General features: G+C 68.6%; 1 protein-coding gene. It reads right to left on the bottom strand.

The features are described from left to right. Positions 1–211 (bottom strand): response regulator transcription factor (locus G3I71_RS48115; RefSeq protein WP_164325283.1); only part of this gene is annotated, 211 nt, incomplete at its 3' end. Positions 212–430 lie beyond the last annotated feature (219 nt).

Here is a 430-nt window from a genome sequence, read left to right as displayed (position 1 = left end):
GCACCTTGGGCGGGTTATCGCCCTGACAGATGCGGCGGGTGGCCTCCACTCCGTCGATGCCCTCGCCCAGCTGGAGGTCCATCAGGACCACGTCGGGCCGGAGTCTGGCGGCCAGGGCGACCGCCTCCTCGCCGCTGCCCGCATCGCCGAGCACCTCGATGTCCGGTTCGCTGCCGAGCAGTGCCAGCAGTCCGGCGCGGACCACGACGATGTGGCGCGAACGTACTCATGGTTTGTGTCCGACATGTGAATCGCAATGTCTCACAGATGTCGTTGCACATTCGTGACCCGCGAAATGCACCGAGCCCGGTCGACGCGAGGCGTCGACCGGGCTCGGGAAGCGGCGGAGGGACGTCAGGAGGCAGCGCCGCCGACCTGCTCGATGACGGCGTCCGCGACCTCGCGCATGGTGAGGCGGCGGTCCATCGAC

This window comes from Streptomyces sp. SID12501 (assembly GCF_010550245.1).
Classification (GTDB): domain Bacteria; phylum Actinomycetota; class Actinomycetes; order Streptomycetales; family Streptomycetaceae; genus Streptomyces.
Note: the sequence above shows the minus strand (reverse complement) of the source record. Positions and strands in the feature narration are given on the sequence as shown.